This is a genomic window from Planococcus beigongshangi (assembly GCF_016820495.1).
GTDB lineage: Bacteria > Bacillota > Bacilli > Bacillales_A > Planococcaceae > Planococcus > Planococcus beigongshangi.
The window spans coordinates 86813-111474 of the sequence record NZ_JADHDU010000005.1; the positions used below are offsets into that span (position 1 = coordinate 86813).

At 44.3% G+C, this 24662-nt stretch carries 34 protein-coding genes; all 34 read left to right on the plus strand.

From position 1 onward, the window contains the following. Nucleotides 1–4 precede the first annotated feature (4 nt). On the plus strand, nt 5–367 hold the full coding sequence (locus tag IQ294_RS12250; RefSeq protein WP_489884382.1) for a hypothetical protein: 363 nt from the start codon (nt 5–7) through the stop codon (nt 365–367). 13 nt (nt 368–380) lie between these two features. Continuing rightward, nucleotides 381–575 (plus strand): hypothetical protein, encoded by a 195-nt coding sequence (locus IQ294_RS12255; RefSeq protein WP_203334339.1) that lies wholly within the window; start codon nt 381–383, stop codon nt 573–575. A 113-nt stretch (nt 576–688) separates the two neighbouring features. Continuing rightward, complete coding sequence (locus tag IQ294_RS12260; protein WP_203334340.1) at nt 689–844, plus strand: DUF7167 family protein; 156 nt, start codon at nt 689–691, stop codon at nt 842–844. Nucleotides 845–1139: 295 nt separating this feature from the next. Further along, nucleotides 1140–1304: a DUF6011 domain-containing protein gene (locus tag IQ294_RS12265; protein WP_203334428.1), complete on the plus strand. Its 165-nt coding sequence runs from the start codon at nt 1140–1142 to the stop codon at nt 1302–1304. Beyond that, on the plus strand, nt 1304–1720 hold the full coding sequence (locus tag IQ294_RS12270; protein WP_203334341.1) for a RusA family crossover junction endodeoxyribonuclease: 417 nt from the start codon (nt 1304–1306) through the stop codon (nt 1718–1720). The genes IQ294_RS12265 and IQ294_RS12270 overlap by 1 nt, the downstream gene beginning before the upstream one ends. A gap of 64 nt (nt 1721–1784) precedes the next feature. After that, nucleotides 1785–1976: an XtrA/YqaO family protein gene (locus IQ294_RS12275; RefSeq protein WP_432419959.1), complete on the plus strand. Its 192-nt coding sequence runs from the start codon at nt 1785–1787 to the stop codon at nt 1974–1976. Then, nucleotides 1973–2617, plus strand: coding sequence for a hypothetical protein (locus tag IQ294_RS12280; protein ID WP_203334343.1), 645 nt, complete (start codon nt 1973–1975; stop codon nt 2615–2617). Before IQ294_RS12275 ends, IQ294_RS12280 begins: the two co-directional genes overlap by 4 nt. A 92-nt stretch (nt 2618–2709) precedes the next feature. After that, complete coding sequence (locus tag IQ294_RS12285) at nt 2710–3198, plus strand: sigma-70 family RNA polymerase sigma factor (RefSeq protein ID WP_203334344.1); 489 nt, start codon at nt 2710–2712, stop codon at nt 3196–3198. Between the two features lie 60 nt (nt 3199–3258). Then, entirely contained in the window at nt 3259–3474 is a 216-nt protein-coding gene (locus IQ294_RS12290) for a hypothetical protein (RefSeq protein ID WP_203334345.1), read from the plus strand. 142 nt (nt 3475–3616) lie between these two features. Beyond that, nucleotides 3617–3811: a hypothetical protein gene (locus tag IQ294_RS12295; protein ID WP_203334346.1), complete on the plus strand. Its 195-nt coding sequence runs from the start codon at nt 3617–3619 to the stop codon at nt 3809–3811. Nucleotides 3812–3871: 60 nt separating this feature from the next. Then, the gene (locus IQ294_RS12300; protein ID WP_203334347.1) at nt 3872–4096 is read left to right on the plus strand and encodes a hypothetical protein; all 225 of its coding nucleotides are present in this window, start codon (nt 3872–3874) and stop codon (nt 4094–4096) included. Nucleotides 4097–4178: 82 nt separating this feature from the next. Next, nucleotides 4179–5060, plus strand: coding sequence for a terminase small subunit (locus IQ294_RS12305; protein ID WP_203334348.1), 882 nt, complete (start codon nt 4179–4181; stop codon nt 5058–5060). Beyond that, the gene (locus tag IQ294_RS12310) at nt 5053–6411 is read left to right on the plus strand and encodes a PBSX family phage terminase large subunit (RefSeq protein WP_203334349.1); all 1359 of its coding nucleotides are present in this window, start codon (nt 5053–5055) and stop codon (nt 6409–6411) included. The genes IQ294_RS12305 and IQ294_RS12310 overlap by 8 nt, the downstream gene beginning before the upstream one ends. A gap of 11 nt (nt 6412–6422) precedes the next feature. Further along, complete coding sequence (locus IQ294_RS12315) at nt 6423–7982, plus strand: phage portal protein (protein ID WP_203334350.1); 1560 nt, start codon at nt 6423–6425, stop codon at nt 7980–7982. A gap of 4 nt (nt 7983–7986) precedes the next feature. After that, nucleotides 7987–9159 (plus strand): phage minor capsid protein, encoded by a 1173-nt coding sequence (locus IQ294_RS12320; RefSeq protein WP_203334351.1) that lies wholly within the window; start codon nt 7987–7989, stop codon nt 9157–9159. Between the two features lie 250 nt (nt 9160–9409). Then, entirely contained in the window at nt 9410–9988 is a 579-nt protein-coding gene (locus IQ294_RS12325; protein WP_203334352.1) for a phage scaffolding protein, read from the plus strand. Nucleotides 9989–10023: 35 nt separating this feature from the next. Then, complete coding sequence (locus IQ294_RS12330) at nt 10024–10920, plus strand: phage capsid protein (protein ID WP_203334353.1); 897 nt, start codon at nt 10024–10026, stop codon at nt 10918–10920. Between the two features lie 11 nt (nt 10921–10931). After that, entirely contained in the window at nt 10932–11177 is a 246-nt protein-coding gene (locus IQ294_RS12335; protein WP_203334354.1) for a hypothetical protein, read from the plus strand. A gap of 25 nt (nt 11178–11202) precedes the next feature. Next, nucleotides 11203–11601, plus strand: coding sequence for a head-tail connector protein (locus IQ294_RS12340; RefSeq protein ID WP_203334355.1), 399 nt, complete (start codon nt 11203–11205; stop codon nt 11599–11601). Further along, nucleotides 11598–11936, plus strand: coding sequence for a putative minor capsid protein (locus IQ294_RS12345; RefSeq protein ID WP_203334356.1), 339 nt, complete (start codon nt 11598–11600; stop codon nt 11934–11936). The genes IQ294_RS12340 and IQ294_RS12345 overlap by 4 nt, the downstream gene beginning before the upstream one ends. Beyond that, complete coding sequence (locus tag IQ294_RS12350) at nt 11936–12262, plus strand: minor capsid protein (protein ID WP_203334357.1); 327 nt, start codon at nt 11936–11938, stop codon at nt 12260–12262. The genes IQ294_RS12345 and IQ294_RS12350 overlap by 1 nt, the downstream gene beginning before the upstream one ends. Then, nucleotides 12262–12660: a phage tail terminator protein gene (locus IQ294_RS12355; RefSeq protein WP_203334358.1), complete on the plus strand. Its 399-nt coding sequence runs from the start codon at nt 12262–12264 to the stop codon at nt 12658–12660. The genes IQ294_RS12350 and IQ294_RS12355 overlap by 1 nt, the downstream gene beginning before the upstream one ends. Beyond that, entirely contained in the window at nt 12661–13113 is a 453-nt protein-coding gene (locus IQ294_RS12360) for a phage tail tube protein (protein ID WP_203334359.1), read from the plus strand. A gap of 83 nt (nt 13114–13196) precedes the next feature. Next, a complete protein-coding gene (locus IQ294_RS12365; protein WP_203334360.1) occupies nt 13197–13649 on the plus strand; it encodes a hypothetical protein in 453 nt (150 codons plus the stop codon). Between the two features lie 9 nt (nt 13650–13658). Then, the gene (locus tag IQ294_RS12370) at nt 13659–14216 is read left to right on the plus strand and encodes a Gp15 family bacteriophage protein (protein WP_203334361.1); all 558 of its coding nucleotides are present in this window, start codon (nt 13659–13661) and stop codon (nt 14214–14216) included. Continuing rightward, nucleotides 14217–17963 carry a tape measure protein gene (locus IQ294_RS12375; protein WP_203334362.1) on the plus strand — a complete coding sequence of 1249 codons (3747 nt, stop codon included), beginning with the start codon at nt 14217–14219 and terminating at the stop codon, nt 17961–17963. Nucleotides 17964–17965: 2 nt separating this feature from the next. Continuing rightward, nucleotides 17966–18712, plus strand: coding sequence for a phage tail domain-containing protein (locus IQ294_RS12380; protein ID WP_203334363.1), 747 nt, complete (start codon nt 17966–17968; stop codon nt 18710–18712). Nucleotides 18713–18730: 18 nt separating this feature from the next. Next, on the plus strand, nt 18731–20491 hold the full coding sequence (locus IQ294_RS12385) for a phage tail protein (protein ID WP_203334364.1): 1761 nt from the start codon (nt 18731–18733) through the stop codon (nt 20489–20491). A 20-nt stretch (nt 20492–20511) separates the two neighbouring features. Next, complete coding sequence (locus IQ294_RS12390; protein WP_203334365.1) at nt 20512–20907, plus strand: hypothetical protein; 396 nt, start codon at nt 20512–20514, stop codon at nt 20905–20907. Nucleotides 20908–20919: 12 nt separating this feature from the next. Further along, entirely contained in the window at nt 20920–22059 is a 1140-nt protein-coding gene (locus IQ294_RS12395; RefSeq protein WP_203334366.1) for a phage upper tail fiber protein, read from the plus strand. 4 nt (nt 22060–22063) lie between these two features. Beyond that, a complete protein-coding gene (locus IQ294_RS12400) occupies nt 22064–22786 on the plus strand; it encodes a LamG domain-containing protein (protein ID WP_203334367.1) in 723 nt (240 codons plus the stop codon). Beyond that, entirely contained in the window at nt 22783–23007 is a 225-nt protein-coding gene (locus tag IQ294_RS12405) for a hypothetical protein (protein ID WP_203334368.1), read from the plus strand. The genes IQ294_RS12400 and IQ294_RS12405 overlap by 4 nt, the downstream gene beginning before the upstream one ends. 54 nt (nt 23008–23061) lie before the next feature. After that, nucleotides 23062–23814 carry a Cthe_2314 family HEPN domain-containing protein gene (locus IQ294_RS12410; RefSeq protein ID WP_203334369.1) on the plus strand — a complete coding sequence of 251 codons (753 nt, stop codon included), beginning with the start codon at nt 23062–23064 and terminating at the stop codon, nt 23812–23814. Nucleotides 23815–24123: 309 nt separating this feature from the next. Beyond that, nucleotides 24124–24654 carry a GNAT family N-acetyltransferase gene (locus IQ294_RS12415; RefSeq protein WP_203334370.1) on the plus strand — a complete coding sequence of 177 codons (531 nt, stop codon included), beginning with the start codon at nt 24124–24126 and terminating at the stop codon, nt 24652–24654. The last annotated feature ends 8 nt before the right edge of the window (nt 24655–24662 follow it).

Here is a 24662-nt window from a genome sequence, read left to right on the forward strand (position 1 = left end):
ACCCATGTCATTAATCGGCGGCATCGATGAATACCAGCTCAACAAAAGATTCAAGTCAGAGGAAAGTCCAGCTGGCCGGTTAGTTTATTTCTTGGCTCACAATGGATATCCCTCCGAACTGGAGCACGCTATGAGCATCATTCCGGTAAATAAAGTTCTAACAGTCAAAGAAATATACGTCGGGCGTTCAAGCTCTACCGTTGAATTCAAAGAATACCCAGGCAAGCGATTCAATACGGTGATGTTTGCGGATATCAATTTTACCGAGAGACGGAAGATCCGACGCTTCCGTTTTAATTTAAAGTCTCATTGTCAATATTTTCTTTTAACTTGTTCAATGAAACCTGAACGAATGGAAAACAATTGAAGGAGGAAAAATAATGCCAGTAAAAAATGAAACAGCTTTTTTGCAAAGTCTTTCGCATCTCGTTTCCCATCGTGCAGTGAAATACCACTGCGGATTCCGTACTGCTTTTGTTCAGTGGACATCGGAGGAAGAAAAGCAGGGGGTATCTTACACAGAGCTCAGAGATTTTGTTGTATCGGCCCATAGAGGCAACGAGGTGGATTCCTGATGACGTACCTTTTAGCTGCATTTATCACTTTAGGAATTGTAGAAGGAGTATGGGTGTATCGGACATGGCGGATGTTTGGCAGTTGAGGGGAACTTTTAAGGAGTGAAAATATAATGGCTAAATTTAATTTCTCAGTAGCAATTGGATTAAACGGTTGCCATATCGAAGACACCATTGAGTTAGAGGACAATTTAACCGATGAAGAGGTACAGGAAATGTACTTAGATTGGCGTGACGAACAGCTTGACGGTGGTTGGGATAGAGAGTAATACGCCCATACTTTAGAACCTTAAATTAAAGGAGAAGTAAAATGGCTTATAAAAAACCTGTTTGCGATTGCGGCAATAACCTACAATTTATCGGCAATCCATTTGCAATTTTAAATGTAAAAACAGATGGAAGGTTAAGTGCATATAGACCGTTTATTCGCTCGGAACATATACCTTCAGACAGATTAAAATGTCGGGCGTGCGAGATATATTATAAGTGTCACTTTGATAATAAAGACAGGGTTTTTAGAGGTGTGAAACTATAAAAAATTTCGCACATAAAGGAGTGATGGCAATGGAGTGCAAACGATGTAATCGGCAACTGAAGACTCAAAAGAGCATCGATAACGGGTATGGTCCCACCTGTAAGAAAAAGCAGGAAGAAGCCGATGCCGAGTTTCTAAGGATCCAGATTACCATTGACGAAGAATTAGCTTATCAGGAAAAGGTGAAACGTTAATGCAACTGTTATTCGAAATTATGGGAGATCCAGTCGCCCAGGGAAGACCGAGAGCCGGAAAGTCTTTTTCCGGCAAAACGGTTCTCTATGATCCAGCAAAATCCAGAAACTTCAAGCACTATGTCCGACTGGTAGCAGCGCAGCACGCGCCGAAAGAATTGATTGAAGGGCCAATTCATTTAAACGTTGACTTTTATCGGTCCATTCCGAAGAAATACCAGACCAAGCCAAAGCTCGAGCTTATTGAAAAAGGACTGTTGCTCCCAACCACAAAGCCGGATGTCGATAATTACATCAAGGGTGTAAAGGATGGACTTAATAAAGTGATCTGGCAAGATGATAGCCAGGTTGTCAGTATGAACATACGGAAATTCTATAGCATGACGCCGAGGATCGTCGTGCATATCACATATTAACTTAGGGGTAGCATTCGCTATCCTTTTGGGCATTAAAGAGAGAGTGGGGGTCATTTTTTTGCGTATGAAAGAAGTGAAGATTTCGGAGACAGGTATGCTGGAATTGGATATAATGGAATTACCTAGAAGTTGTGTTCTCGTCATTTCAGATGGCAAGGCGAAAGTTGCTGAGCTGCCCGTACATGCGGAGACCAGCATCGTCACGTACAAAGGGAAAGTGAAACGGGTGAATTTTGATGAGGGGGAAGAGTTTTGAAATTGAAGCATGACTTTTATTTTTGGTCATCATGGATTCTTTTAGGATGTTTGTTCCTTTTAATTTTCTATATGTATCAATATCAATATAACTTTAAAGAAATAATCGACTTGAAAACAATTTTGACCGTTTTAGGTACTATTTTCGGTGCATATTTCGGCGCTAAAACAGCGGGTCAATACGCAGTGAAGTCGGTTGAAAAACAAATTGATCATCAAAAAAATTCTGAGATTATAAAAGAAAAAAGAATTTTAAAGAAAAAAATGCAAGAAATTATAACGCGATGCGCTGGTTTGAGCGCTTTTTTGAATGATATGGAACTAATTTTCGAAGAAAATGAGGATTATTTTTTAAGCTCAAAAGACACGTCTATTCTTCTTGAAATTCAAGAACATTTAGAAATAGAAATTAGTTATTTAAAAAGTATCGAGCTTACTGAAGTTTATGAAAAACCATTTTTAAGAATTACTTTAGTAAAGTCTTTATTAGACTTTATACTTAGCTCCACCAAGTTAATGGCAAGGTTTGTTGCAGAAGACGCTACAGATATTTACTTTACAGAAAAAGAATCGTTTTTTGATTCTATATTAGGTTTTGAAGAGGGTCTAGAAAATTTGAAAATGGAATTAAATAATATCTAATAAGTCCGCACCAGCAAACTGGAGGACATCATTACAGCTTAACCGCTGTTTTGGTGTCCTCTTTTTTATTTCATTTCGAGAGGAGCAACTCCATGAAGATCTGGGCTGATGAATTATTGCATGAATATGAAATTGGAAAAAAGGATTTAGAACGCCGTCGTGACCGATTGAACAGAAATGACTTTCACGATAAGCAGGATCTCACTCAAATTAACAGCATGATTGAGAGCATGGCTTTTGCCATGGAATGGATGGAGACCGGGAGACAGCCTGGTATCTATAAGGGGATTGATAAAAAGAATATCTATCAGCATCAATCATTCGCCAGCATGGATTTTATCCCCGATATTACCGAGCAATTGGAGGAAGGCCCAAAGCAGCTTTACATGACTGCTGAAGAAAAGATTATTCTGGCTGATATCTTTGCAGCATTATCTTTGAGGGAAAGACAGTGCTATATCCTGCATGAAGCCAGCGGGTTGAGCATGGGGAAAATAGCAGATGAAATCGGTCTAAAAAGGCGTACTGTCCAACAATATATTGAAAGGGCACGTGAGAAAATTAAAGTTAAAGTAGGATGAAACTTGTAGGTTAAAAGAACGTAATAATTTATAAGAATAGGGAAAGGAGGATGAATTGGTATGAACCTTGATTTTAATGAATTGATAGTTCCTGGCATTATTGAAGGCTTTTTCACTGTGGCAATGATGGCTCTACCGCTAATATTATGGATTGGGCTTCCGGCAATTATATCTAATATAATTTTTAGGAGTAGAGATGCTTCTCGTTTTGGAGCATTACTTGGGTTTGTTGCTTTGTATACAATTGGTCCATTTTCAACAATGAATTTGTTCTGACGTACAATTGACGTACAAATTATTAATAAATGAAGGGGAGAAAGAGAGGGGATGCGTTCGAGAACGCAAATCCCTCATTGAGCCTCGTTTTTTCACAAAATAAAATGCCCTATGTAGTAGAATGATTGCAGGGGGTGAATTTATGGAATGCAAATACTGTCAATCTCATATGAAACAAGAGGGCACTGATCCAGAGCCAGGAGGGTTCTCAACTCTATACATCTGCGAGAATGATGAATGTCGCGCTATTTTCGAAGAATGGTATAACGCTAGTGATATGGCTAATAAAATGCCCGAAAGAGACAATTGGTTTAAACCAGGTGAAAGTAAATATTAATTGCCAGGAGCGCCTTTTGAAGGTGCTTTTTTATTATGTCTTAAAAAAGGAGGCAATGGAATGAACTTCGTGGATGCCAAACAACGCAAGGAACGCGGATTCTCCGTTAAGCAAGCTGTTGCTGATTTAAACAGCAAAGCAGATGATTACGAAACGATCATCATCATCGGCAAAACCCGTGACGGTGGATTGGATTTCGGATTCTCTGGAGACAATGATGCGGAATTGATTGGTCAATTAGAGGTGTTGAAGGCAGTTTTGGTTGAAGGGATTCAGGAAAGATGAATGATTTACATGTCAGATTAAGCAAATAGCGCGAGAGTGATGATATTTATGGGAGTAATGTTAGGGGGCGGAGTTGATGTAGATGGCCAGAAAAAGAGACCCACGCAGAGATGAAGCTTTTCAGATTTGGAAACAACATGAGGGCAAGGTTACTAATCGGGCAATCGCTGAGCAATTAGATGTTCCTGAGAAAACAATCGGCGGATGGAAATCCAAAGATAAATGGAACGGAGAATCGAATGGAGTACTCCAATCAAAAATACGGAGTACTCCGAAAGAGAAAAAGAAGAAAGAAGTCTTTGTGGAGTCGGATAAATTAAACGACAAGCAGAGGCTTTTTTGCATTTACTACATTAAGTATTTCAATGCGACCAAGGCTTACCAAAAGGCTTACGAAGTAGATCGCAATACTGCTGAGTCTATTGCTTATCGATTGATGGGGAATGATGGAGTAAAATCGGAAATTCGACGGCTGAAAGAACAGCGACTGAGTGAAGCATATTTCGATAAGTACGATGTGCTCCAGAAATATAAAGATATTGCTTTTGCAGATATAACCGATTTTATTGACTTCACTCAGGTAACAGGAGAAGTAACAGAGAAAACAACCGAATTCCATGATGACGGTACTAGGAAATCAGAGAAAACAGAAACTGTACCCTATACCTATACGAAGTTTACGATGCATCACTCGGATAAAGTTGATGGCACGCTAATTTCTGAGATTGCAAGAGGTAAGGATGGAATGTTCAAAGTGAAACTTGCTGACAAAATGAAAGCGTTAGAAATGCTCGCTAAATATACTGACCTCTTATCTGATAACGATAAGAAACGCTTGCAAGAAGAGAAGATAAAGGTTGATACTGCCAAAGCTAAAGCAGAAGCCGAACGCATCAGCAAGGATCATAACGAAGATGTAGAAGAAATCGTTATCGTCGATGCTTGGAGTGACGGCCATGCTTAAAAAGAAAAAGAAAGTCGTCTTCAATGTACAAAAGAACGTCAATCCGCACTTTCAGGATGTCTGGAGCTCCAGGAAGCCCTACAACATCCTGAAAGGCGGCCGGAACTCTTTTAAATCATCGGTCATCGCATTGAAGCTGGTCTACATGATGATTCTCTATATCACGATGGACCAAAAAGCGAATGTTGTCGTAATCCGCAAGGTAGGCAATACCATTCGGGATTCCGTCTTCAACAAAATTCAGTGGGCCATTAAGCTGTTCGGCATGTCCGGGCGATTTAAAGCCACCGTGTCGCCGTTTAAAATCGTCCATAAGAAAACAGGCAGCACGTTTTATTTCTACGGACAGGATGACTTCCAGAAACTGAAATCGAATGATATTGAGGACATTATTGCCGTCTGGTATGAGGAATCTGCAGAGTTTGCCAGCGAAGAGGAATTTGACCAAACGAACGTTACGTTTATGCGGCAGAAACATGCACTTGCCCCATTTGTTCAGTTCTTTTGGTCATATAACCCACCTCGCAATCCTTACCACTGGATTAATGAATGGGCGGACACGATGAAGAGCGAGGAAGATTACCTGGTCCATGAATCGAGTTACTTAGATGATCAGCTTGGCTTTGTGACGGATCAGATGCTGAAGGATATTAATCGGATCAAGACCAATGATTTTGATTATTACCGCTATATCTATCTCGGCGAGCCGGTCGGACTTGGAACGAACGTCTACAACATGAACCTGTTCAAGCCGCTAGACGAGCTGCCGAGTGACGACAGGGTTATCGGCCTCTTTTATTCCATTGACGGAGGGCATGCCGTCTCTGCAACGACATTCGGCTGCTACGGGCTGACAGCAAAGGGCAAAGTGATTCTGCTCAACACTTATTACTACAGCCCGGCCGGCAAAGCGGTGAAGAAAGCGCCGAGCCAGCTGTCGAAAGACTTAAATGATTTCATCACTAAAACAGCGACACAGGCAATGTGGAAGGGGGCGGTCATCATAAAACGAACTATTGACAGCGCAGAGGCAGCCATCAAGAACCAGTATTACAAAGACTATGGCCAGCACCTGGTCGGCGTCAGCAAAGGAAAGAAAGTCGATATGATCGATTACGTCCACGACCTTTTAGCGCAGGGTCGTTTTTATTATCTTAAAAATCCATATCCTATCGGGATGCCCCATGCTGACAGCAATGAAATCTTCATCGAAGAGCACAAGAAGTTCTCCTGGGACCCGAAAACGATTGATTCCGATGATCCTCGTGTCGTCAAGGAAGACGATCATACCGTCGACCAATTCATTTATCTATGTGTGAGCAATGCCAGAGACTTCAGATTGAAAGTCTAGGAGGTGAGCCAGTGGGCATTATCGAAAGCATCAAAAATCTATTCAAGAGGGGAGGATATGCAGTGACCGGGCAAAAACTGAAAACCATCAATGATCATCCGAAAATCAATATCGATCCAGCGGAATTAAAACGGATTGACAATAGTTTCGACATCTACAAGGGCAAGTATCCGCAAATCGAATACGTCAACTCTGCAGGAGATATACGGAAACGTGATTACGTCAGCATCAACATGATGAAGCTGAGCGCTGATCTGCTTTCGGGTCTTGTGTTCAACGAGCAGTGCAAAACGGTCGTATCAGATGCTGATAAAAAAAAGAAAAAGCCAAATACTTATAAATCAGCTGATGACTTCATCCGTCATGTATTTGAACACAATGATTTCATCAAGAATCTTTCCCGTTATTTAGAGCCAATGTTCGCAACAGGCGGCTTGGCTGTTCGGCCTTATGTCGATATGACGACAGGTAAGATTGAATTCTCCTGGGCACTGGCCAACGCATTCTATCCCCTCAGAAGTAAACCAAACGGCATTTCGGAGGGCGTGATCAAGTCGGTCACGATGAAGATGGAGAAGGGTAAGGAAATCTTCTATACACTTTTGGAATTTCATGGCTGGGAAGAAGGACTCTACACCATCACCAATGAGCTGTACAAATCAGATGACCGGGCAGAAGTCGGCAGCCGGGTGCCGCTGAAAGAGCTGTACGAAGACTTGGAAGAACGGACACAGATTAAAGGCTTGACCCGGCCAATCTTCAACTATGTAACGCCTGCCGGCTTCAACAACATCAATCCACACAGCCCTCTAGGTTTAGGGATTGCGGATAATGCCAAGGATTCTCTCCGAAAGATTAACGACGCTTACGATCAGTTCTGGTGGGAGGTCAAGATGGGGCAGCGTACCGTGTTTGTCAGTGATTTCATGTTGAACACGCTGCCGACAGAGGACGGAAAGCCGCCGCGCCAGGTATTCGACCCGGACACAAACGTTTACAAGGCGATGAAGATGGCGCAGGACGAAGAAATGGTCAAGGATGTTACCAGCGATATTCGGACAGAGCAATACATCTCGGCCATCAATAATACGCTTCGCACATTAGAAATGGAGCTGAAGCTTTCTGTCGGGACTTTTTCTTTCGATGGGAAATCCATGAAAACCGCTACTGAGATTGTCAGCGAAAACGATATGACCTACCGGACCCGGAACAGCCACGTTTACGAGGTGGAGAATTTCATTAAGGGCTTGATCGTCTCGGTGCTGGAGCTTGCAAAGGCTATCTCATGGAACGGTAAAAAGCTATTTGATGGAGAAATCCCCACGTTTGAGCATATCGGCGTTGATTTTGATGACGGCGTGTTCCAAGATCGTTCGGCGCTGCTGAAGTTTTATGGACAGGCCAAGATGTTCGGTCTGATCCCGACTGCCGAGATTATTCAGCGGGTGTTCAAGGTGCCGAAAGAGACGGCAGAGGAATGGCTGAAGGAAATCCAGTCTGAGCAGAATGATATGGATCCGGTGAATATCAGTGAGCGAAAGGCAAAGTCCTTGTTCGGTGATGAGGAGTGATTAAATGGATCGCCCAAGAATCACGCCCACCCAATTAGATTTATGGTCCGGCAACATGTCCGATCTGTACAACGCCCTTGAAGGCGAAATCATCCGTATCATCATTAAGCGGCTGAATAATGGCCATTCAGACATTACCCAGTGGCAAGTGCAGAAGATGGGTGAACTGCGGCTGTTCAATAAAGAAGTGGCGAGATTGATTGCGGAATTGACCGAGGTGGCTGAACCTGAATTGCTGCAGATGTTTCAGGATATGGGACGCGGCGTCATTCATGATATTGACAAAGTGATGCCTTACCCGACGAAGCCGCAGCCAGAAAACCTCGACATGATTATGCGGGGCTATCACCGTCAGGTATGGACAGAGATTGATAACTATGTGAATCAGACCTTGCTGACGACCCAGTACGGCATGGGCTCGGCTCAGCGGGCTTATCAAACGGTTCTCAATCAAACCTCCGCCATGTTCAATACTGGCTTGTTTACGTTTGAAGAAGCTGTCGAGAAATCGGTTATGGACTTGGCACAAAGAGGAATCCAGACGGTGCTGACAGATAGAGGTGGACACACCTGGAGCCTTGAGCGCTATACTCGGACGGTTCTAAAGTCTACGCTTGGCAATACCTATGATGCTGTCAGAAAAGAGCGCATGGGCGAATACGGCATCTATACGGTGCTGGTCACCAGTCACGTCGGTGCCCGTCAGGCTTGCTCTAAAATTCAGGGTAAAGTAGTCGATCTGCGAGAGCCAGCAGACATTCCACCTGGCAGTGAATACCGTTCTATATACGACGCTCATTGGCGTGCTGAATACGGGACGCCAGGAGGGCATAGGGGTGTCAATTGCCGGCATTTGCATATTCCCTTCATTCCCGGAGTCAATACGAATAATCAGCCGCAGATTGATTCAGAGACGAATGCAGAAGTCGCCAAAGCGATGGATAAGCAGCGCCGAATCGAGCGTGAGATTGTGAAATACAAAAAGAATTTGATGGTTTCCGAGCAATTGGGCACCGCAGCACGCGCTGATTACTGGCGGTCGATGGTCCGAAAGCGCCAGGGAGCCATGCGGGAACATTTGGCTGCCAATGATAAGTACCTCGGCCGGAATTATAAGCGGGAAAAAGTATATACGCCGCTGAAATCCTTGCTGGAGAACTTCAAATATTACGATTGAAAGGGGTGATGGAACGTGCATTCTGGATGTCAAATTCGAGAATAGGAGCGTGATCCATCATCTGCCAGCTCAGGCTTACGAGCAAAGGGAAGATTGACAATGGGTGCTGTCGCTTGCAAAAGCGTATTGGGGTCAATCATGAAGGCGGCGAGGTGTCGTCTTTTTTTGTTTGCATAAAATCGCAGTTATGCGTCAAATAGCTAATCCATCGCGGACAATACCGCGTCACCAAATGTAGGAGGAATGAAAGATGAACAGAGAATTTCTAAAAGGGTTGGGTCTTGATGATGCCGCAATCGATAAGGTCATGGCGGAACATGGCAAAACACTGAACGAGACGAAAGAAAAGGCGGACAAAGCAGATAGCCTTGAAAGCCAAATCGCTGACTACAAGCAGCAGCTCGCTGATCGCGACACGCAGCTGCAGGAGCTTGGAGAAAAAGCCAAAGGAAATGAAGACTTAACTGCTCAAATCGATGACCTGAAGCAACAGAATGAAGCTACAAAGTCTGATTATGAGCAGAAACTGCAGCAGCAGGCATTTGATCATAAGCTCGAAAACACGTTGTCCGGTGCCAAGGTCAAGAACAGCAAAGCATTAAAAGCTCTGTTGGACATGGACACGATCAAACTGGACGGGGACACGCTGAAAGGCTTGGACGACCAGCTGAAAAACCTGAAAGAAAGCGATGCTTATTTATTCGAGCCGGAAAAAGAAGCGGATCCGGACCAGAATACACCAAGTTTCGTGAATCCCGGCAATCCGCAGGGCGGCAGCAGTTCTGCTGAAACAGATCCATTCGCTGCTAAAGTGGCGAAATACAATTAAAAAACCAATAAAAATCAGAAAGAGGTAATGTACAAATGGCAGGAGAAAACAACAATCTAGCAGTTCGCAGCTACCAAAAACAATTCAAGGAGCTTTTGCAGGCTGTTTATCAGAAGCAAGCTTATTTCTCGGAGTTCTTCGGCGGTGGAATCGAAGCACTGGACGGCGTCACGCATAATAAAACGGCATTTTCCATCAAAACGAGCGATATTCCGGTTGTTATCGGCACGGAATACAATAAAGATCCGAACGTGGCATTTGGCACGGGCACAGCAAATTCAACTCGCTTCGGTCCGCGTACTGAGATCATTTACACGGACACTGACGTTCCTTATGACTGGGAATGGGCTTTCCATGAAGGTATCGACCGACACACGGTGAACAATAACTTTGATGCAACTGTCGCAGATCGTTCAGAACTGCATGCACAAGCAAAAGTTCAAATGTTCGATAACAAAGGTGGAGCATTCATTTCTGCGAATGCGGATCGTACAGAAACATTGGCTGACCTTTCAAGCGCAGCAGTCTTGAAGCTGTTCAATGACCTGTCCAATGCTTACGTGAACATGGAAGCTGTCGGTCAAAAAGTGGCGTGGGTTAAGCCTGAACTTTATAACGCTATCGTTGACCACCCGATCACGACGTCTGCAAAACACTCTGGTGCGAACATTGATGCAAACAATATCATCACGTTCAAAGGCTTCCGCATCAAAGAGGTGCCTGATGCGAAATTCCAAGAAGGTGAAGTGGCGTACACGTCCATTGCTGGCGTTGGTAAACAGTTCACTGGTATCAATACGGCTCGTACAATCCCATCTGAGGACTTTGACGGCGTAGCGTTCCAGGGCGCTGGTAAAGCTGGAGAATTCATCTTGCCGGCTAACAAAAAAGCGGTCATTAAGGTTGTTCTTAATGACACGCCAGAAGGGTGAGGTTGATAAATATGGCAGTATTCAAATTTAACCGGAACTACCGGGACAAAGAATTAAAGCAAGAGGTTAAAGCTGGTGAAGAAGTGGAAATGACCATCAAGCGTGCTGATGAAGTCGTTAAAAATATCAGAAGCCAAAGTGGCGTTTATAAAGAATACGAAGATTTTGGCTATGAGCGTCTTGATAAAGATCCGCCGAAAGATCCTCCGATTGATGATGTAAAAGGCAAGAAGGAAAAACAGGGGGAAGGCGAATAGCCTTTCCTTTTGGGGGAGGGATATCATGCCTTATCTTACGTATGAAGAATTTATCGAGGCTACGCATTTAGATATTGATAAATATTCATTTAAAAAATTGTATACAAAAGCATCGGCTATCCTGGATAACATCACCAATTACTATTATCATCACCATGACATTACAGAAGATAATTCGTGGCGAGTGCGCCAGTTTAAACAGGCCCTGTGCAGTCAAATGGAATATTTCGCAGTGTTAGGATCCACGACGTTCGAAGAAATCAATAAAACGCCGCAATCTTTCCAAGCAGGTCGCACCAGTGTATCAAATGCCAGCCGATTCAATCCGAGGGGTAAAAATGAAAGCAAGTCGCTTGCGGCCGAAGAAGTTTACATGCATTTATCAGGCACTGGCCTTTTGTACAGTGGGGTGAACCCGTCATGATGCCTAAACCACCCGCTGAATTTTGTGTCGATTCCTTTGAATACAAAGAATATACCGGCACAAATGAATGGTCAGAACCTGAATATGCACGACCGTTTGTCATTGAACACTGCCGCATAGACCGCGGTGCTTCCTATACCTCTACGACATCGGGAAAGCAGTTGCTCTATAACGCTGTGCTTTTCTGTTATGAAGGGATTACGTCGCCGCTTCCTAAATTCAAGCCGCAGTCCATCATCCGGTTCGACGGAAATGATCACACTGTCACGAAAGTGATTCCGATTTACGAAGCCTATCGACCGGTACTCTATTCCTATGAATTGGAAGTGGTCTGATGACTCGGGTAACGATAAATCTGGAGCCGGCAAAAGCGAAATTGAGCGAAGCGCGGATCAGGCGCGGCAGATATGCACTTGCCAATCAGGCTATAGGTGATATGAATCCACTTGTTCCGATGAAAGAGGGCATCCTGAGAATGGAAGCCCACATTGATTCGGATGGCTCCGGCATCAATTACACTGCGCCGTACGCTTCTAATCTTTTTTATATGGCAAAGCGGAACTACACGACTCCAGGAACTGGGCCGCGGTGGGACCTAAAGGCAAAGAATATGTTTATGAGTAACTGGATTGACGCATTTGTGAGAGGGGCGGACTGGTAATGGATTTTATGGAACGGCTGAAAGACAAAATAAATGAAATTCCTCTGCTGCCCATTGCTTGTGCGCTCGGTTACCTCGGTGCCGGCGACTCGCTTGTGCTGTACCCATTGCCAGGATCCAAAACAGTAACAGAATACATGGACGGCACAAAAGATCAGCAGCTGAATTATGAAATCGCCATGAGGTCGAAGCTGCAAAGCAAAATCAACGGCACGCTGTGGATGATTCAAAACGAATTGGCGAACTTGGCTGAAATCGAAAGCCAGAACAACAGCTTTGAATTTGAGGAATTGATTATAACGAACATGCCTTTCATCAATCAAGCTGACGATCAAGGCTGGTACGTTTTTTTATTGGACGTGCAAGCAAAAATTACAGTATTCAAGGAGGAAAAATAAATGGCTAAATCAAAGAACGCATTACGGGGGCATTTTGTGCAAGCTTATGTCCCAGGAGTAACGGAGCCAACAGAAGAATGGTTGGAACTGGCTCACCAAATTTCAACAATCGGTGACGATACACAGGAAGCGACGGAAGACGAGGCTTTCTATGATGGGGATGGAACGCCGGAAACAACTGTTACGTCGGTTGCAGGCGCCTATACTCCAGAAGGTTATTACGACCCGGCAGACCCGGCGCAGGAGCTGATTGCGGGATTGAAATACAAAGTCGGTGAAGGTCGTAAGATTTGGCACCGCATTGTCTCTGCTGACGGGAGAAAAGAGTGGGTCGGCCGCGCAACGGTAACAGCTATTGTGGCTGGTGCAGGAGATGCGAGCGCATACGAAACATTCAGCTGCAATATCCGCTTCGATACCATTCCGAAAGAAACCGTTTTACCTGAAGGGTGAACGATTTCACAAAATAAATTAATGAAAAAAGATGTCTTGGATTCGTTCAGGGCATCTTTTTATTTGTATTGAGGAGGATGAACATGGGAAAAGATTTGATCATTGACATAAAACGGACAGGGTTTCCGGTAAAGATAGGCACGATTGAACTGTGGTTTGACAGCTCCCTAGAGAATTTACGCCGCTTTTTCGACTTAGATGCCATTGCGCAGGAGAAATTAAAAGAAGCGCAGGAAAAAGCACGGCATATCCATTTTCCTGAAGTGATAGATCCGGAAGATGTGGACATGGAATCGGTGGACGCAGCCTTTGATGTCAACAAAGAATTCATTGCGGCTCAGTTCGACATCATTTTTGGGGATGGCACGTTCAAAAAGCTTTACAAAGCATATCCAGACGTATTAGCTCTTGAAAACGCACTGGAAATAGCAGGTCAGGCAATCAGTGAGAAGATCGTTGAACTGGAAGCCGAACGCTCCGAATTAGCCCAATCCAAGAAAACGGAATACCTAAGCAAAAAAGCTAAAAAGAAGTAGGTGGTGGGCATGCGTTTAAATGACCCGCTAGTTACTGATTTTGAATATGAAGGCGCAATGTATTCCGTTGATCTTTCCTTCGACAACGTTTTGGATGTATTTGATGTCTTGGCTGACGAATCGCTACGGGAATATGAGCGAGCAGAAATCTGCCTCTCTCTGTTACTTGAGGAGCCTTGTGGCAAAGAAATGATTTTCAGCCTCTGGAATCATATTTATGAAGCGTTTATCCACACCAAAGAAAAACAATCGATTGAATTTGACCGCAAAGGAAACCCCCTGCCTGTCCAAAAAGAACAAAAGCAGGTCCTTGACTTTGAAAAGGACGCAGATTACATCTTTGCATCGTTTCGGCAGGCTTACAATATGAATCTTTATAAAGAGCAAGGCAAACTCCACTGGCACGAGTTCAAGGCTTTGCTGAACGGTTTGCCAAGTGACACGGTGATGCAGCGCATCATCCAGATCCGATTATGGGAGCCGAGCAAAGGCGATACAGAGGAGATGAAACAAGCGATTCGTGACCTGCAAAGAACCTACGCATTGGAAGAGGAGGTGGAAGAGTAAATGGCTTCAGATGGACAAATACGGATTGATGTAGAAGTGGATTCCCGGACTGTCGGGAGGGCCAGCAGTGATTTAAATCGCCTGGAGTCTTCGGCCACTCAAGCAGGTCAAGGCGCCGGAAGAACGTCGTCAGGTTTCAAAGATTTAGCGACATCACTTGGGCTGGTGGCAATAGCGGCCAAGGCGATGGACGTGCTGAAATCGGCAATAGGTGGCGCAATCTCACGTTTCGATACGCTAAACGCGTTTCCTGTTGTGATGGAACGGATGGGGTTCAGCAGTGAATCAGCAGAGAAATCCATCAATAAATTATCAGATGGCATTCAAGGCTTGCCGACAACGCTCGATGGCATCGTTTCCAGTACGCAAAGAATAGCAGTATTGACCGGTGACCTGGATTTAGCTACAGATACCGCGTTAGCGTTGAATAACGCTTTTCTGGCGTCTGGTGCAAGTGCTGGAGACGCCGAACGCGGTCTGACGCAATATGTCCAGATGCTTTCAAAAGGCACAGTCGATATCATGTCTTGGCGCACCCTGCAGGAGACGATGGGCTATGCACTTAAAGAGACAGCAGCACAGTTCGGTTTTACCGGACAATCGGCACAGAATGATTTGTATGATGCATTAAAAAATGGAGATATCGTTTTCAGTGATTTCAACGCGAAACTGATCGAACTGAACGGCGGCGTCGGCGGTTTTGCAGACATGGCAGCGTCCGGTAGTGCCGGGATTGCCACATCATTCGGAAACCTGAGAAACGCGGTTACGGTCGGTGTAGCGAATATCATTACTTCCTTTGATAAGTTGACGAAAGAAACAACAGGAAAAAATATCGCGGAGAACTTGGATGCTTTAAAAGGAATTGTCAGATCCGCCTTTAAGATGATGGGAACTGCAATTGAAGCTGCCGCACCGGTCGTTCTTGTTTTTGTGTCGGCTGTAAAAATGGCTTTGCCGGTTGTCGAAGCGCTGGCTCCAGCAATTATCGGACTGGTGGCAGCCTATGCCGCATATACCGTTATATCCAAAGCTAGCGCAGCGATTACCGCTGCCAATGCGGCTATTGCTGCGGCGCAAGCAACAACAATGGCGCTGACGATTGCTACAAATGCCCGAGTTGCGGCACAAATTACGGCCACAACAGTCGACAGAGCTGGTGCTGCTGCTACGGTTGCGCAGACAAGCGCTATCACGCTAAGTACCTTTGCCATCGGCGTGCTGACAGGAACGATTTCATTAAAATCCGCAGCTACTGTCATTGCGACAACCGTGACTTATGCCTGGGGTGCAGCCATTAAATTTTTAATGGGCCCGATCGGCTGGGTCGTTGCGGGAATCGGCCTTTTGGTAGCTGGAGTTGTCGGCATTATCAAATGGTTCAACGCAGCGACGGAAGAAGGCGAACGATTAGGTGCGGAAACTGAAAAACTGGCCGCATCCACGGATACCCTGAAAACGTCCGTCGAGGATAACGCCGCCGTCTATGAAAAGAACCAGTCCAGTATCGAAACAAACGCAGAAGCTTATGCAGAACTCGCAGCGAAGGCGGAAGAATTAGCGGCGAAGGAAAAGCTGTCAGGTGAAGAAAAGAAAGAGTTGACCGGCTATATCGATCAACTGAATCAAAATGTTGACGGGCTGAATCTGGCTTATGGCGAAGAGGCAAATGCATTGAGCGCTTCTTCTGATCAAATATTAAACCGGATTAACCTGATGAAAGAAGAAGAAAAACTGCACGCTGCACAAGAACGGCTGACCGAGGTCATGAAAGAACAGATTGAAGTCCAGAAACAGCTCGAAGAAATCAATCTGCTAAGAGAAGAGTGGGGCCAGAGGTTAGCGGACGGCACCGTGAAAAGCAAAGAGCACAAGACGGCCCTCGAAGAACTGCAGCTGCAAGAAGATTCTCTCAAGGAAACAAATAAATTGGCTGGCGAAGAGCGTCTGGCAATTGATCAGCAAATCGTCGAATCTTCTGCAGCGGTTGCAGCGGCAGCCGAGCAAGACGTCGGACGGCAAAAGTTGATGTTTGATGAATTGTCAGAAACGCAAAAAACCACCGTAGATTCGATGAAATCTTCCTGGGAAGATTATGCGGCTGCGGCGACCGATATGTTTAATCGAATGACCGAGAAATCTGAGATGTCTGTTGGAGAAATGGCGAAGAACCTCGAAGAAAATCAACGAATTATCACGAAATGGTCAGAAAACATCGCCACACTTGCAGAACGCGGTGTGGATGAAGGTTTGCTTGAAACCTTACGGGCGGCGGGTCCTGAATCTGCCGGTCACGTCAATGCGCTTGTAAACGCATCAGATACTGAATTGGAACGTCTCAGCACTGCATTTTCTGAGGGCGGTGACGTTGCTACGGATGCCCTTAGCAAATCGCTCGGTATTGAAAACTCCGGCGTACTGGATGCTGTCGGGCATTTAGTAGTTGGAATGGAAACCTCCTTAAAATCAGATGTGGCAGCAGCGGATTTCCCAGGCATCGGCGGAGACGTGACCAAAGGCTTTGCGGGCGGCATCGATGCAGGCATCAAAGATGCAACGAACGCATCCATAAAAATGGCCGACGATACCACAAAAGCTGCAAAGGCAGCGCTCGACAGTCACAGTCCGTCCAGAGTATTCAAAGGAATCGGTGGAGACGTTACAGACGGGCTTGCACTTGGCATCAACGGCGGTACGGCAAAAGTGCTCCAAGCTATTCAGAAAATGTTTTCTGCTGTTCAAGCCGAATCCCGGAAAAGCTTTGGCGATATAACCCAGAGCTATGAGGATGCGATTAAACAGATCGAGAGAGCGCTCGATAAACTCCCAATTGCTACACAAAAAGCCATGCGTAACGCGATCGACAAATTGAAAGAGAGCGCACGGACGCAAGTCGATGCCATGAAAACGATGTCGAAAGATTATGAGTCGGCAGTCAAGGATATCGAACGAACGCTTGATAAATTGCCGGTTGCTACACAAAAAGCCATGAGAAGCGCACTTGAACAGCTGAAGTCAAGCGCTCGTTCGCAAATTGTCGATATGAAAAAACTGGCGCAGGACTATGATACAGAGGTCCGGGCCATAGAGAGATCTTTGAACCGGCTGCCGGGCATTGCCCAGAAAGCGATGAGTAATATGTTAAGCAGGCTGAAAGAGGGTGCGTCCCAGCAGGTTAACGTGATGCGAAATCTATCCAGAGATTTAGTCAGTCCGTTCAACAGCTCGACATCGCAATTTAATTCAGTTGGGCGGAACGCTATGGCAGGCCTGAATTCCGGACTCAATGCCGGTCGGTCGCAGGTCATGAGCACTGCGAGGGCTTTGGCTAACAGCGTGGCAAGCACAATGCGGGCAGCTCTTCAGATCCACTCGCCGTCACGACTGATGAGAGATGATATCGGCAGAATGATTCCTGCAGGTATCGCAGAAGGGATTAAGGTCAACGCAGATTCTGTTTACAATGCTTTAGACCAGCTTTCTGCAGGAATGATTCTAACATCAACGCCTGAAGTTGCTTTAGGAACAGGCGGAATGGTTAGAAACGCCGTATCGGCGGGAGCCTTAAGAGACAACGGCGCTCGAACAAAAGAGAACTCAAATGCTGCGTCGAATGCTATTGATAAAATAACGATCGAAAATATATTGATGATGGACGGTCAAGAGCTGGGACGCTTATTAAGTGACGCTATTGGTTTGGATCAAGCGGGGAAAATGTCCATTCAGTCCATCGTAAAGGGGGTTTAGTCATGCTTACGATAGAAAGGATGAATGGAGAATTCTATGATTTAGAAAGTATGGGTTTAAGAATTTCGGATTTTTCAATTTCATCACCCGAATATGTATATGAGACAGCTCAAGTGGATGGGCTATCCGGCTTGCTTGTATTAGAAACCACTGTACTCCCTCGAATCCTGAAATGTTTAATTAAGGTTCAAGGTGATAGCATTGCAGAATTGATAAAAAAAAGAGACTTGATCTTTAGAATATTTCGGAGTAAAGAACCTTTTTATCTGACGGACAAAAATGCTGAAAGCTTGCGTTGGAAGGTGAAATGTGACGGGGCATTCGATCTTCAACGAGTTTCCCGGTTTGGAACAACAGAAGTTCATTTGGTTGCTTTTTCCCCATATTCTGAAACCGTCACTAAAGTTTCGCGGAAATTCAATACAGCATCATTCGTATTCAATAATTTGGGCACTGAAGAAATAAATATGCGCTCGCAAACCGAAACCGAAATCATCTTTCGCGGCACGTCCAACAATCTGGCAATCACCAACCTTTCTACTGGTGAAGTGTGGAAATATAACGGATCCACATTGGCCAAAGATGAAATCAAGCTAATCGGCGTACGTTCATTTAAAAATAAGCAATCAATATTCAGAAATACGAACAAGGAGTTAATCAGTTTCATTCCCGGAAACAATGAATTCGAAATAAGTGGAGCCGATGAGGGATTTGAAATTTTGATATCAAGCCGTTTTTATTTCACATGAGATAGAGGGTGAAGACATGTGTTAACAGTCACTTATAAAAACCAAACAGAAGCAATAAACACTTATAATATCCTAGAAATGGACGAAGAAGTGAACGGGACTTTTACAGTTTCATTTACTTCTTTTTTTCATGAAAACAATCCGGGCCACGACTTAATAGAAGAAGAGGCCATCATTACCGCCAATGGTTATGATTTCCGGGTGATGCAGCTTACGGAGTCGCCCAAGAAAAAACGCGTTACTGCCTTGTCCACGTTTTACGATTTAATCGGCCACCGGCAAGAAGAAATTTACGGAGGCACTCGAAGATTTGATCAGTTTGCGAATTTCGTTTTCAGCGGAACTGATTGGACATACACGAGCGATATTAATGAATCGGTGTTAATTCCAAATTACGGTGATGGCAATGTAATTAAGTTAGTCCAGAATTTGTGCGCTGCGTTTGAATGCGAATTCAAAATACTACCGGGTAATCGTGTGCATTTTTCCAAACAAATTGGTGGGGACAATGATGCTCAGTACCGGTACGGCCACAATGTCAAAGCGCTATCAAAAAATGTGGATGCCAGCAATCTCCGGACGTGGATCACTGGATATGGCGCAAATGGATTGAAAGTTACTTATGTTTCGCCTCTTGCTGATGTTTACGGAACAAAGAACAGAGAAGCAGAGCCTGTTCGTGATGAAAGATTTACGATTCCTGAGAATCTAACAAAGCGAATCATGCGAGAGCTGCAAGATTATCCCGATATTTCATTTGAGCTTGACGCCATCGAATTAAGCGACAAAGAACTTGGCGAACGCGTGTGGTTAATTTACGAGATTATGAAGATGAAATTTCAAACGCGTGTAATCGCTAAAAAATCCACTATTCGTAACGGCAAATGGATAACAAAATCAGTGACGCTCGGAAACTCGAAACCCAAAAAACTACAAGATATCTTGACTGAGCAAAATGTGAAAATCGATGAAAACGCCAAACAGAACAACACTCGTTTCGAACAGACCAACGAAAAAATCAGCCTGGTCGCCGAACAGATCGGCGGTGAAGTGGATCAAGCCCGCGCGGAATGGTCGGTGGAAGCCACAGCCATTCGCGGTGAGGTTTCGCATATTCGCACCTACACGGATGCGGAGCTCGGAAAAGTGCGAGAAGAAGCCTCTTCGAATTTTAATCAGCTCGCTGGTCGGATCAACGCAAAAGCTGATTACACACAATTCACTGCCCTCGGCACACGCGTCAATAATGTCGAGTGGGATTTGAATGCCGTGGAAGGAGTCGTCAGCACGAAAGTCAGCTCAACCGATTACAACGGCCGTGAAATTATATCTCTCGTCAGTCAAACGTCGTCGCTTTATAAAATTCAGGCGAAAAACATTGAATTCCGGGGAGCTGTCACCGTGCTGTCGGAGCTTTCCGATGACTTGGGTACTATCCGGGCCGGGAATATCAATATTTCGAATGATATCCGAGTAGGTAACGGTATTTATTTGGGGAATCAAGCTTCAACACAGGCGAAGAGCTTGTATTTCTTCAATACGGCAAACATTACCGCTTATAACTACGGGGCAGCCACCGCCATTAACTTTAACGCGGATGAATTTAAACTTGCTGGATTCCGACTCGAAGCACCGTCAATTAGCTATGTAAACGCACCGAAACTTGTACAGTCTGTCGGACCTGTCGCAACCAAAATCGAACTCGCATACAGTCCATCATCCAATCGAATTTATTTTGATATCGAAGGAGTTAGAAAAGGTTCGGTTGTACTAACATAAAATTTTAGGAGGAATTAATAATGGAATATGTAATCAAAACGCAGCAGGGGATTGATTTTACCCTCAGTCCTGAAAACGCAAACCTTGACGCATTTATAGAACAGTTTAACAACATGCAGTTGACGGCTGTCTCCCTCTCAAATATTGGCATGAATAAACGGAATATAATAGCTGTCGCGCCAAAGGTTCCATTTACAAAAACGGGAGCCGGCATTTACAAATTAAACACGGTCGACGGCTCGGAATACCTGGTCAAGTTAGAGGAAAATGATTCCGTCAGCAAAGTGGTCGGACGTATCAATGACCACAAGCGGGAGTTCATAAAAGTTGGAGACGCAGAATCAGCGGTTATCATCCCGGCACAGAATTTTGATTTCATCATCGAGACCACTGCGCTCGGAACGCCAGCAGCATAAAGGAGGGATACCATGGCAAAGCCAGAACCGTTTTACATTGATGTGGATTTAAAAAAGAATACGCAATACGAAGTCCCGTCTGTCACGCAAATGGACACGGCGACTTTTTTTATTGTCCGGATAACGGATGACGGGCGTATGGTTCCGGGACTGCTCGATTATTTCTCAACGATTACGATGACCAGCGAACGGCCGGACCGCAAAAGTTTTTATATTTTAGGCAAGCCGGTAGAAGGTAAGGAAAATGAAATCTTATTTCATCTTGGTACCGATGAAACTACACTGACCGGGAATGTGCAGGCATCTATTCAATTTTACAGTCCTCCAGATGCAGATAACCCAGAAGGACGCATAACATCGTCGCTGTTTCGCTATACCGTCAAAAAAGATTTATCCGGTGAATATGTGCCATCCGAGCGTGAAGGCTCGCTGATCGAAACGGTGCTCATCCGCGGTCCTGAAATTATGGCGGCTGCCGAAAAAGCGACGGCTGATGCGATCAAGGCGATGAATGATTTAACCGGTGCTGTCAGTGGAGCGCTGGAAAACTTGCAGGCAGATAAAGCAGCAGCGCTCAAAGAAATGGCAGACGCTACCCTGAAAGCGAATACGGCTGCGGATAATGCGGACGACGAACGTCAGCAATTGACGACGGATGTAACGTCTAAGATTGCCGAAGTCGAAGCCGTCCGTTTATCAACTGTGGACGTTAAAGATGCCACACAGGATGTGCAGGACGCGACGGAGCTTGTCCGGGAAAATACGGAAGCGGAACGATTAGCAACTGCGGAAGTCCGGGAGAATACCGAATTAGTACGGCAGGAAACGGATGCTATCCGTCAGTCCACAGTGAAGGTGCGGGATGAATCTAATGCAGCCGGAGAATTTGCACAGGAGCAAGGGAAATACGCCAAACTGCAAGGGGATTTGCAGGCGGAGCAAATGACGGATGTGGCTGGTGTTTTGGAATATGTCCAGGATGATTTCCTGCCGGGGATTGCGGAATCGGTAGCTGAAACGGGTCTGTTCGTCCGTCAAGCCATGAGCGACCAAAACACAGGAAATCAGCTGGCTCTTTGGACAGGCACGCTCGCTGAATACAATGCGCTGGATACGAAAAATCCAGCTGTAGTTTATATGGTAAGGAAGTGATGGCATGTTGAGAGATGCATATATCGGTGAAGAGAAAGTGGCACGGATTTATACGGGGGATAAAATTGTGCATCCGTCGCCAGTTATGGATGGCCTTGTGCTTTGGTATGACTTTATGGGCAGGAAGAATAGCGATGCCCAGCGTACAGTTGCGGAGGATTTGAGTGGGAATGGGAATGATGGGACATTGATGAATTTTGCTTATACTGAGGGTAGTGGGTATGAAAATGGATTAGTGTTTGACCATGCCGACGACTATGTTCAAAAAGATGTTATTAATCACGGAATAGGAGCGGATAATTTTACTTGCGATATATTATTTAAAGTTAAGAGTTTTCAAAGTACAGATACGAGTGGTTTAAGTTTGGTTGCTTTTGGGAATTTTACTCCACTGCTATACATTGCTAAAAACGAAAATTCTCTTTATATATATAATGGAGGACGTATTCTAATTGGTCTTAACGCTTTAGTTATAGACAAAATACATCACGTACTTGTGAAAAGGGAATCAAGAGTAATGCATTGCTATGTAGATGGAAAGAAAACACAGCAAACCGCTAATGTACCAATAAATATAGTAAACGGAAAGGTGTCAATAGGGCAAAATGGAAATAAATATGACTTTTTCAACGGTTTCGTCTATAGCGCCAAAGTCTACAACCGAGCCCTAACGCCTGAAGAAATCGCACACAATTACGCAATGGAAAAGGAGCGCTGGAACCTATGAGATTTTGCATCGCAACAATCGCATTCTGGCAAGCCGTCGGATTCGACACGGAATACTGGCGCACATCCACAGACGGAACCAAAGCCATGTGCCATGATAAATTCGCTCAGACGCTCGTGGATATTGACAAAAATCCGAATGTGGAGACGTTTGATATTGATTCGGAGGCGTTTCAGCGGGTGATTGAGGATGAGTTTACGGAGGAGGTGGAAGACGAGTAATTGTTGCCTCCCCTTTTATTTATTGGTAGTGTTTTCGTAAAAGGGGATGAGATTATGCATATTTTTGATATTGCAAAATATCCGTCAGAAAAAGAGTTTGATGATTTGATTGAAAGTAAGCTTGTTGAATTTCAGAAGATTTATATAGACAATATACCGACAAGCTTTAAAATACTTGAGAGGTCTCACATGAAAGAACAAGAATATCTTTTTTGGCAAATGGATTTCAACTCTCGTAAGGTAGATCTGGCTCTTACTTATTCATTGCTAAAATATTATTATAATCTTGGACTTGCGGATGATATATGGGCTAATGAAAGAAATGTAACTAGTCTAAGATCACTTTATCCAAATTTCGAAATGAAACATCATAGTATGCAACACATGTTTAATTTTTATACAGAGAGTTATTACCATCGTTTTTTTGGGCTTGTCGATAATATTTTTCATTTACTCAATATATTTTATGACTGTGACGTGGAGCCAGGCCCTAACTTTATTAAAAATGTTAGTTCTAGAATCCCTGAAAAGGATATTCTTAGTTTTTTAATAAAAGTTAAAAAGGACCCAGTGTATAATGTAGCTCAAAATTATCGTAATGCTATCACCCATAACCATCGAGTCAATCAGAGTAAATTAAACTATGTTCAAAGTATCAGGTCTGACGGAGTCAAAGTAAAAAAGCTAGAAAGAAATGAATATGTGACTACAGAAGAGTTTTATAAAAATATAAACGAGTCGATAGATTTATTAGCTAAGGTTACCGAACATTTAAGACCCATCCTGGAAAACGCTAAAACTGATTAATTTTATTTTTTTGCTATTCAATGTATCAAATCACTCCTTTTGAACAGTATATATAAAGTAAGACTGAAAATAAGGGGGTGATTACAATGCATGCAAAATACGCAAAATGCAAGAAGTGCGGCTGTTTGGGGGTACTAATCAAGAGGGTTAGCACAATCAGCGGTATTTACAAATGCACAAATTGTGAGAAGGAATTCCATTCTCGCTAAAAGAAATAGAGCATCTCTATTGAGGTGCTTTTTTCATTCCCAAAAGAGGAATTCCCTTCCACCTGTCGAATTATTATTTAGACCAAAAAGGGGGATGGGAATGAGACGACCGAAATTTGATTCGCGTTTGACCGCTTACACTAAAAGAAAACGGCTCCTGAAATTTGCAGAAGGAACGAGCTTGGAGTTGGCTTCCACAAAGTTTGCCGAATGGATTTTGGTGGACAAGAAACGCACAGAAGGCGATGTACTGCATATTAAAATGTATTACATGGACGGCACCGGCATTTATCATGCTTACCTGAAAGGCGTATTTGAAAAAGACGCGTTGCTGATCGGGGATGTCGGTGTACTGGAAGGCGAAGGGTATGCTCCGAAAGGCAAACCGCCATACGGCAAAGGCTACGGCTCAGCCCTCATGCGCACGGCAATTAACGAATGTTATCATCGCGGGATTACAAAGGTGTACGGCAAAAGGAAATTTCTTACGCCAGAACAAGACAAGCGTCAGTTGAATTATTACAAGAGCTACGATTTTGCCATTGACCCACAAGGACGAATATTCTTGGAGCTTGGCCCACGTTTTCATCTGATTTCAAGAGATAACGGAAGAACATATGAAGAAGTTTGAAGAGTGTC